Genomic DNA, 7,637 nt, shown 5'->3' on the forward strand with positions numbered 1-7,637 from the left:
TGTCCCTGAGCTCGAGGACCCGCGTTACCTCGTTCTTCCTCGTCCTGATCTGCCGGTCGATCTCGGCGAGCGCTTTTTTCTCCACCTTAAGCGGCGCGATCAGGTGGTAGACGATGAGCCCGCAGATGGCCAGGAGGACGAGGGCGGTGAGGGCCACGGGGGCCTTGATTCTCAGCTGGCGCCCTTTCGACAGGAGGTCGACCCCGTCCTGCATCTGCGACTCCAGGGCGCCGCCGATGGCGGCGTAGGGGATGCCGTGCTGCTCACCGGGGAGGGTGCTCTTTACGAGATTGTCATCGAGAAGCACGACGGGCAGCCCCCTGGCTTGCCCCGCGAGTTTCCTCACGATGGGGCTCTTCTCCTCCCCGAGAAGGATGAGGTGGGGAGGGGCTTTTCTCCCCTTGAAGGTCTCCTTGGTGGGCATGAGCTCGGCGATCAGGGGCTCCAGCTTCATCCTGTCGTCCCCCGGGGCGAACTTCCCCGAGAAGGCATCGACGAGGAAGCCGTCGATGAAGAGTGCGCCCTCGAAACCGGCCTCGTCGATGTCGAGGAAAATGGCGTCCCTGTTCCTGTTCATGTAGCGGAACAGGGCGCCGATGCCGGCCAGGTTGACCGTCACCTTGCCGACCGCCACACCCTTATCCCGCAGCGCGTCCAGGTACCCGCTCAGCGCCTCTGCCCTGGTCGCGTAGACGACGGCGGTAAGCTTCTCTTCGCTTTTCTCGAGGACCCGGAAGCCGTAGTAGGAGTCTTCCGGGTCGAAGGGGGTGAGCCTGTCGAGCTCGTACATGACCGCCGTCGGCAGGTTGTCCCGCACGGCGGCGGGAAACTCCATGGTCCGTATCACGGCCCAGCCTTTCGGCACGCTCAAGGTTACCTCCGCACCCTCCGCTTCCAGCTCCTTTATGGCCAGGTACACCGACGTCGCCAGGTCCTCGGGGTCGGGGGGGCCCTTCTTTTCCAGCGCGTATTTCCTGAACCCCTTTATGCTCGTTTTCGAGAAGACCCGGGTCACGTAGGCGATGGAGACGGAGTTCCTCTCGATGGAGACGCAGAGGTTCTTTCTCGGCGTGACCACCTCGTCGGCGGAGCGGGTCGTGACGAAGCGCCAGGCGTTTTTGAGCCCCTCCGCTTTGCCGGGCAGCCGCGACCTGATGGACTTTTTCTTTTCCTTCATTCTCCCTTCCCCGCGTAAGCCGGGTTCTTGTAGTAGACGAAGCGGTACCCGTCGTCTCCCTCGATGACGACCGTTGCCCTGACCGGGTATCCCCAGCTCTCGCCCTCCCGGTAGCCCGTCGAATCGATGGTGAAGGCCCTGCCGTCGGTGGCGGTGATGTAGCGCGCCATGAGGGCGTAGCCCGCGCCGGCGATTCCCTGTATGTCGCGCACGGTCCTGATCTCCTGCTCGCTCCTGTAGGTGATGATGGCGTCGGCGGCAACCTCCGTCATCCCCGGGACCGCCATGAGCACCTCTTTCGGCGCCGCCTTCACGTTTATCCGGCTCGAGCCGGCGTTGACCGTCAACAGCCCGATGATCCCCTCTTTCTCACCGCTCCCGTAGAGCAGGTCACGGGTCATGCCCCGGACGAGGATCAGCTCCTCGGGGGTCTCGAAGGGTCCGTTCTTTGCGCTGTAGGGCTCCTCGCGGGACTGGTAGTAGTCGCTCTCCGCGCCGTTTAGCCGGTACAGATCGTCTGGATCCTTCCAGTCCATCAGCGAGTCGACGATAATGGCAGCCTCTTCCGACCCAACTCCATGGTTTTCGAGCATCCTCTTTAATACTACGTCAGGTGCGCTGTTTATGTCCACCTTTCCCGTCTCGTCGGTCATCCTGACCACGTAGGATCCGCCCCCGGCTTCCTCCCTGTAGGGCCTCCCGTCACCCTTCCAGGGGCCTTCGTCCGTGAGGGACGCGTCGTCCTTCCGGTAGAAGATCTCCGAGATGGCCCGGTGGATACCGGCCTCGGCGAGAAACTTCTTCTCCACCCCCTTGCCGTAGGCGAGCGTCGAGGTGAGGTCGGCGCGCGTCAGGAGGGAGAAGGAGATGACGATGACCATCAGGATCGCAAGGACCCACAGCACCAGGAGCAGCGCCACTCCCTCGCGGTTTTTCGTGCGCCTAAGCGGCATGGATCACCTTCCTCTCCGTGCCTTCTTCGCCGCGAGGGGGGGCTTCAGCGTCCTGACGGGGACCAGAAGGGGGAGGACACGGCCCCCGTCCATGGCGATAAGAAGCACCGCTTCGGGCATGTATTCGTAATTGTTCCACTCTTCCACCCACTCGACGATATCCATCTCCCGGTCCCGGAAAAGGTAGGTGAAGTATATATCGTCAAATCCTTTCAGGAGCACAAACTCCATCCCCCCCATTTTCCCGATGAGCTGTTCCGATGCCACCAGGGAGACCTTTCCCGAATCGTCCCTCACGGCCCGGTAGGCGACGGAGAGGTATCCCTGCCGCCCGTCCATGATGGAGAAGTTGCTGTGGAAGGCAAGGGCCTCCCGCTCTCCCGTGAAGGAGAACTTCTTCTCCCCCCCCTCGTCCTCGCGGGTGACGGGGAGCCAGGACTGGATCTGGGAGTCGATAATGCTGATCGACGCCCGGAGCCGCTCCAGCTCATCGAACTTCTCCTCCCCCTTCTCGACCGATGAGAGGCCGGCCCTCAGGGTGCCCGTTATGATGAGGACCAGGATACCCACGATGGACAGGGAGATGAGGAGCTCGATGAGGGTAAACCCCCGTGGCCGTGTGCCGTGCGCGCGCATGCCGTCCACCTCAGGTGCCCCTCGGCACGACGTTCATCGTGCTCATCCGGATCGATTTCTCCCTCGTCCCCCTGCTCCAGGTGACGGAGAGGCTCACCTGCAGCATTTTGATCTGCAGGTTCTGCGTCCGCTCCCCCAGCACCTCCTGCACGGTGATGTCGAAGCGGTAGCCGTCCTCCACCGACTCGCTCCACGACCCCTCGGAAAGGTCGCTCCGCAAGAGGACCTCCCGCATCTTCGCCTCGCCCCGCATGGATGCGAGGATGTAATCCTCGGAGGAGGAGAGGGCGCGGAGGTTGGCCGAGTAGAGCTGGATGACGACGGCTATGGCGATTCCCAGGATCGAGATGGCGACGAGGGTCTCAAAGAGGGTGAACCCGCCGCTTGACCGTATGTGCCTGAAGGCCCTCATCGCAGGAATACCGAACCGACGATCGGGTCGAGGTAGATGCGGGTGCTCCTCTCCCCGTAGGAGAGGGTGATCGTTGCGCCCGGCGAGTTCCCCGCCGGATAGAAGAAGATCCGGTAGGTGCCGGAGTCGATCTCGCCCGCGAAGGGGTCGGCCACGGTGATCCTCACGCTGCGGGGGATGGAGGCCTTCTTCATTCCGCCGATCCAGTACTGGTTGCTGTCCAGGTCGAGGGTGAAGACCTTCGTCTTGCCCGTGCTCCTTGCAAGGGAGCGCGCGTAGCGGAGCACGGTCTTCACGTCGCCGATGGCCGACGTGACCCCCGTTTTCGCCAGGGAGTGCGCGAAAAAGGTCGTCGTGAGCCCCGTGATCAGGCCGATCAGGGCGAGCACGATGATGATTTCGATGAGCGTGAAGCCTCTTTTTCCCTTCACCTTGCCTCCCCGCGCGTCCCTAAAAGGGGACCTCCAGTATGCTGAACACGGCCATGAACATGGCCACGGCGATGAAGCCGATGACGAGCCCCGTTGCCAGGATCATGGCCGGCTCGAAGAGGCTCATGAACCTCTTGACGGCGGTCTTCAGGCTTTTCTCGTAGGTGGCGGCGATCTTCAAGAGCATCTCGTCGAGCTGGCCCGTCTCCTCGCCCACCCTGATCAGGGAGAGGGCGAGGGGAGGAAAGAAGAGCGCCTCCGTCAGCGGGTCGGCCATGCCCCTGCCCTCCTTGACGCCCCTGGGCACGTTCTCGAGCGCCGCCGATATCACCCGGTTGCCGATCACCTCGCGCGCCCCGGAGAGGGCCTCCATCATGGGGACGCCGCTGCGCAGGAGGGTCCCCAGGGTCCTGCAGAAGCGCGCCGTCTCCAGCTTCACGATGATGTCCGCCATCAGCTTCAGCTTCAGCGCGTCGAAGCGGCGGCGCCCCTCCTCTGTTCTCACGTACCGCCTGAACAGGAACGCCCCCGCTGCGATGATGAGCAGGCCGACCCACCAGAAGGATTTTATCAGGCCGCTCACGGCCAGAAGGATGCGCGTCGGCAGGGGAAGGAGTTCCCCCAGCTCCTCGAAGATGACGCTGAACTTCGGCAGGACGTAGGTGAGCAGGAGGATGATCGACACGCCGCTGGTAACGAGCAAAAGGGCGGGGTATATCAGGGAGGTAACCACGAAGTCCTTGAGCTCCTTCGCCGTCTCCAGGAACTCGTTGAGCGTGGCAAGGACCAGGTCGAGCACGCCGCCCGACTCCCCCGCCTTCACCATGCTCACGTAGAGCTTCGGGAAGACCTTCGGGTGTTTTCTCAACGCGTCGGAGAAGGAGCTCCCCCCGCGGATCGACTTCAAGAGCGACTGCCCCGTTTTCTTCATCACCCGGTTTTCGATCACGCTGTTCAGGATGGTCAGGCTCCGGTCCAGGGGCAGGCCGGCGTTCAGGAGGGCCGAGAGCTCGGCCGTGAAGGTGAGGATGTCGCCCCGGGCCCGGCGCAGGGTGATCTTTTTTTTCACCTGCTCTTCCGGGGAGGTAATTTTGAGGGGGATGAGGCCGCTGCTCTTCAGGCGCTCTGCCGCGCTCCTCTCGTCCACCGCCTCGATGAAGCCGTCGCGGATCTCCCCTTCCCTGGATGTTGCCCTGTAGGAGAAGAGCGCCACCGGTTACTCCTGGGTAACCCTGAGGATTTCGCTGACCGTCGTCATGCCGCGCCTGACCTTGTCGATCCCGTCCTCCATCAGGGTCTTCATCCCCTGCTGCCGCGCAACGTCCCGGATCTCCCGGGAGTCGGCGTTTTTCAGTATCAGCTTCCGGATTTCGTCGGTGACCAGCAGGAGCTCGAAGATTCCCGCGCGGCCGTAAAAACCCGTGTGGGAGCAGTGTTCGCAGCCGGCCCCCTGGTAGACGGGGAAACTCTCGCCCCGGTCAAACCCCAGGAGGGCGAGCTCGGCGTGGACCTCCCGGGACTCCTCCTTCACCTTGCAGTTGGGGCAGATGACCCGGATGAGCCGCTGGGCGAGGATGCCCCTTACGATCGTGGCGATGAGGTAGCTCTCGACCCCCATGTCGACGAGGCGCGTGATGGCGCCGGGGGCGTCGTTGGTGTGGAGGGTGGAGAAGACCATGTGTCCCGTGAGGGCGGACTGCACGGCGATTTCCGCCGTTTCCAGGTCCCTGACCTCGCCGATCAGGATGACGTCCGGGTCCTGCCGCACGATATGCCGGAGAATGTTGGCGAAGCCCAGGTCGATCTTTGGCTGCACCTGGATCTGGTTGATCCCCTTGAGCTGGTACTCGACAGGGTCCTCGACGGTGATGATCTTCTTGTCGGGAGAGTTGATCTTTTCCAGGGCGGCGTAGAGCGTCGTGGTCTTTCCGCTCCCGGTGGGCCCCGTTACGAGCACTATCCCGTTCGGCCTGGCGATGAGGGCCTTGAAATCGGGGAGCCTCTCCGCGGAGAAGCCCAGGACGTCGAGGTCGATCTTTATTCCCTCCCGGTCCAGGATCCTGACGACGATGCTCTCGCCGTGCTGGACGGGGATGGTCGACACCCGGAAGTCTATCTCCTTGTCCCCCGCCCTGATCCGCATGCCCCCGTCCTGGGGGAGCCTCCGCTCGGCGATGTTTATCCTGGATGTGAGCTTGATCCGCGACACGATAGCCGGCTGGAGCTTCTTCGGTAGCGACTCCACCTGGTGGAGGACGCCGTCGATGCGGTAGCGCACCTTCACCTCGTCATCGAAGGGCTCCACGTGGATGTCGCTTGCCCTGCTCTCGATCGCCTTCATGATGAGCGTGTTCACCAGCTTGATGATGGGGGCTTCGGAGGCAAGGTCCATCAGGTGCTCCACGTCCTCCTCTTCCCGAATGTGGCTCTCGGACTCCGGGTGGTCTATCTCCTCGATTATCTTGTCGATGTCCCTCAGGTCCTGGCTGTAGAACTTCTCGATGTAGGCGGTTACCGCTTCCGCGTCTGTCACGTAGACGACCAGGTCCTGCGATATCGCCACGTTCAGCGCGTCGATGGTCATCCTGTCGGGCGGGTCGGGGAGCACGACCTTCACCACGCTGTCGCCGACCTCGATCGGTATGATCCTGTGCTCCCGGATGAAGCGCGGCGATATCCCCTTGATCGCAGCGGGGACCTTGGGAAGTTCTTCCGGTGACAGGTGCTCTATCTTTCCGTACATGTGCGCTCCTCGAAAGGGTTTTCCCTGCTACCTTTTTGATGCGATGCCGTGCCCCTTCGATTTTTCGTGTTTGTGAAACCGGAAGCATCCGCCGTCCATGGCGGCTGCGCGCGGGGAGGGGGGCTGACCGCTCTCGATGGCTGTCTGCGGCGTTCCCGCCATCAACGCCCCGCGCTACTCCCAGCTCTTTACGTCGCTGTCTTCGCCCTCTCCCCCGGTCGTCCCGTCCCTGCCGTAGGAAACGAGGTCATACTCGCCGTTGTCGCCGGGCTGCTGGTAGTAGTATTCGTTCCCCCAGGGGTCGGTGGGGACCTTCTTCTTCAGGTACGGCCCGTCCCACTTGTCGATGCCCGGGTTCTCCACGAGGGCCTGCAGCCCCTCCTGGGTCGTGGGGTACTTGCCCACATCGAGCCTGTACTGGTCGAGCCCCTGGCCGAGGAGCTCGATCTGGGCCTTTGCGGCGGCCAGCTTGCTCTTCCCCAGCTTCGGGAAGAGGCGCGGCCCCACCAGGGCCGCAAGCAGCCCGATGATCACCATGACCACCAGGATCTCGATGAGGGTGAAACCCCGCCTGTCTCTCAACGATACGTGTGTTTTCATCGCAATCGCTCTCGTTTCCTCTCCCTGTTTCCCGCGGAGCGGTTCGTTCTGCTTCCCGCCGCGGGGTCCGGGGAAGTCTCGGTTGACTCTACTATACCAGATATTGGGGGATTGAAAAACGACATAACACGCCGGCTGCCCGGCGTGATTCCCCCCGGGGCTTTTTTCCGGGTGCCCGGGTGGGGGGAGACGGCCGGGGGAGCGGCTGGCACCGGTACGCGCCCCCCTGCCGACGGGAATTTTTTGACGGGAGGAGGAAAAAACGCTTTGAAGGAAGGGGATAAACGGTTATAATATTGCAAGTTATCTTTCTCTCAAGGGGTATGCGTTTTTCCCAGTAAACGAAGCAGACGCCGGATAGAGGGAGAGGAACTTCATACCAGCCACAGATCTGATTCGGGGAGTTGACAGCGAACTTTTCCGTTCGGGTTCCCTCGGAATCTCCGGTTTTTGCAAATATTTGTAATAAGGCGTGCTTTCCGGGAAGGCAGGAGCGTGCTATTCGCCGTGTCGGGGGAAGATCCGGAATTTCTCTAAGTTTGGCCGTCATGCTCGCCGTTTGTCGTTTGCGGGAGAGTTCACATAAAAAAGGTCAAAGGAGGTGATGCGCCCGGCATTGAGAATGATTTTGTTTCGGTTGATGAGACGAATCAGTGACCTAAAGGAAAAATGATCTGACATTACC

8 protein-coding genes are annotated in these 7,637 nt (G+C 62.1%); all 8 read right to left on the reverse strand.

All coding sequences use genetic code 11. The features are described from left to right. On the reverse strand, positions 1-1,177 hold a 1,177-nt coding region (locus tag GTN70_01475), incomplete at its 3' end, for a hypothetical protein (protein ID NIO15667.1). Then, a complete protein-coding gene (locus tag GTN70_01480; protein ID NIO15668.1) occupies positions 1,174-2,130 on the reverse strand; it encodes a hypothetical protein in 957 nt (318 codons plus the stop codon). The genes GTN70_01475 and GTN70_01480, both read right to left, overlap by 4 nt. Positions 2,131-2,133: 3 nt before the next feature. Further along, positions 2,134-2,775 carry a prepilin-type N-terminal cleavage/methylation domain-containing protein gene (locus tag GTN70_01485; GenBank protein NIO15669.1) on the reverse strand — a complete coding sequence of 214 codons (642 nt, stop codon included), beginning with the start codon at positions 2,773-2,775 and terminating at the stop codon, positions 2,134-2,136. Position 2,776: 1 nt separating this feature from the next. Then, entirely contained in the window at positions 2,777-3,178 is a 402-nt protein-coding gene (locus tag GTN70_01490) for a prepilin-type N-terminal cleavage/methylation domain-containing protein (protein NIO15670.1), read from the reverse strand. Continuing rightward, complete coding sequence (locus tag GTN70_01495; protein ID NIO15671.1) at positions 3,175-3,609, reverse strand: prepilin-type N-terminal cleavage/methylation domain-containing protein; 435 nt, start codon at positions 3,607-3,609, stop codon at positions 3,175-3,177. The genes GTN70_01490 and GTN70_01495 overlap by 4 nt, the downstream gene beginning before the upstream one ends. A 19-nt stretch (positions 3,610-3,628) precedes the next feature. Beyond that, positions 3,629-4,822 (reverse strand): type II secretion system protein GspF, encoded by a 1,194-nt coding sequence (locus tag GTN70_01500; protein ID NIO15672.1) that lies wholly within the window; start codon positions 4,820-4,822, stop codon positions 3,629-3,631. 3 nt (positions 4,823-4,825) lie between these two features. Further along, entirely contained in the window at positions 4,826-6,352 is a 1,527-nt protein-coding gene (gspE, locus tag GTN70_01505; GenBank protein NIO15673.1) for a type II secretion system ATPase GspE, read from the reverse strand. A gap of 174 nt (positions 6,353-6,526) precedes the next feature. After that, a complete protein-coding gene (gene gspG / locus GTN70_01510; protein NIO15674.1) occupies positions 6,527-6,952 on the reverse strand; it encodes a type II secretion system major pseudopilin GspG in 426 nt (141 codons plus the stop codon). Positions 6,953-7,637 lie beyond the last annotated feature (685 nt).

This window comes from Deltaproteobacteria bacterium, from assembly GCA_011773515.1.
In the GTDB taxonomy this organism is placed as follows: domain Bacteria; phylum Desulfobacterota; class Deferrimicrobia; order J040; family J040; genus WVXK01.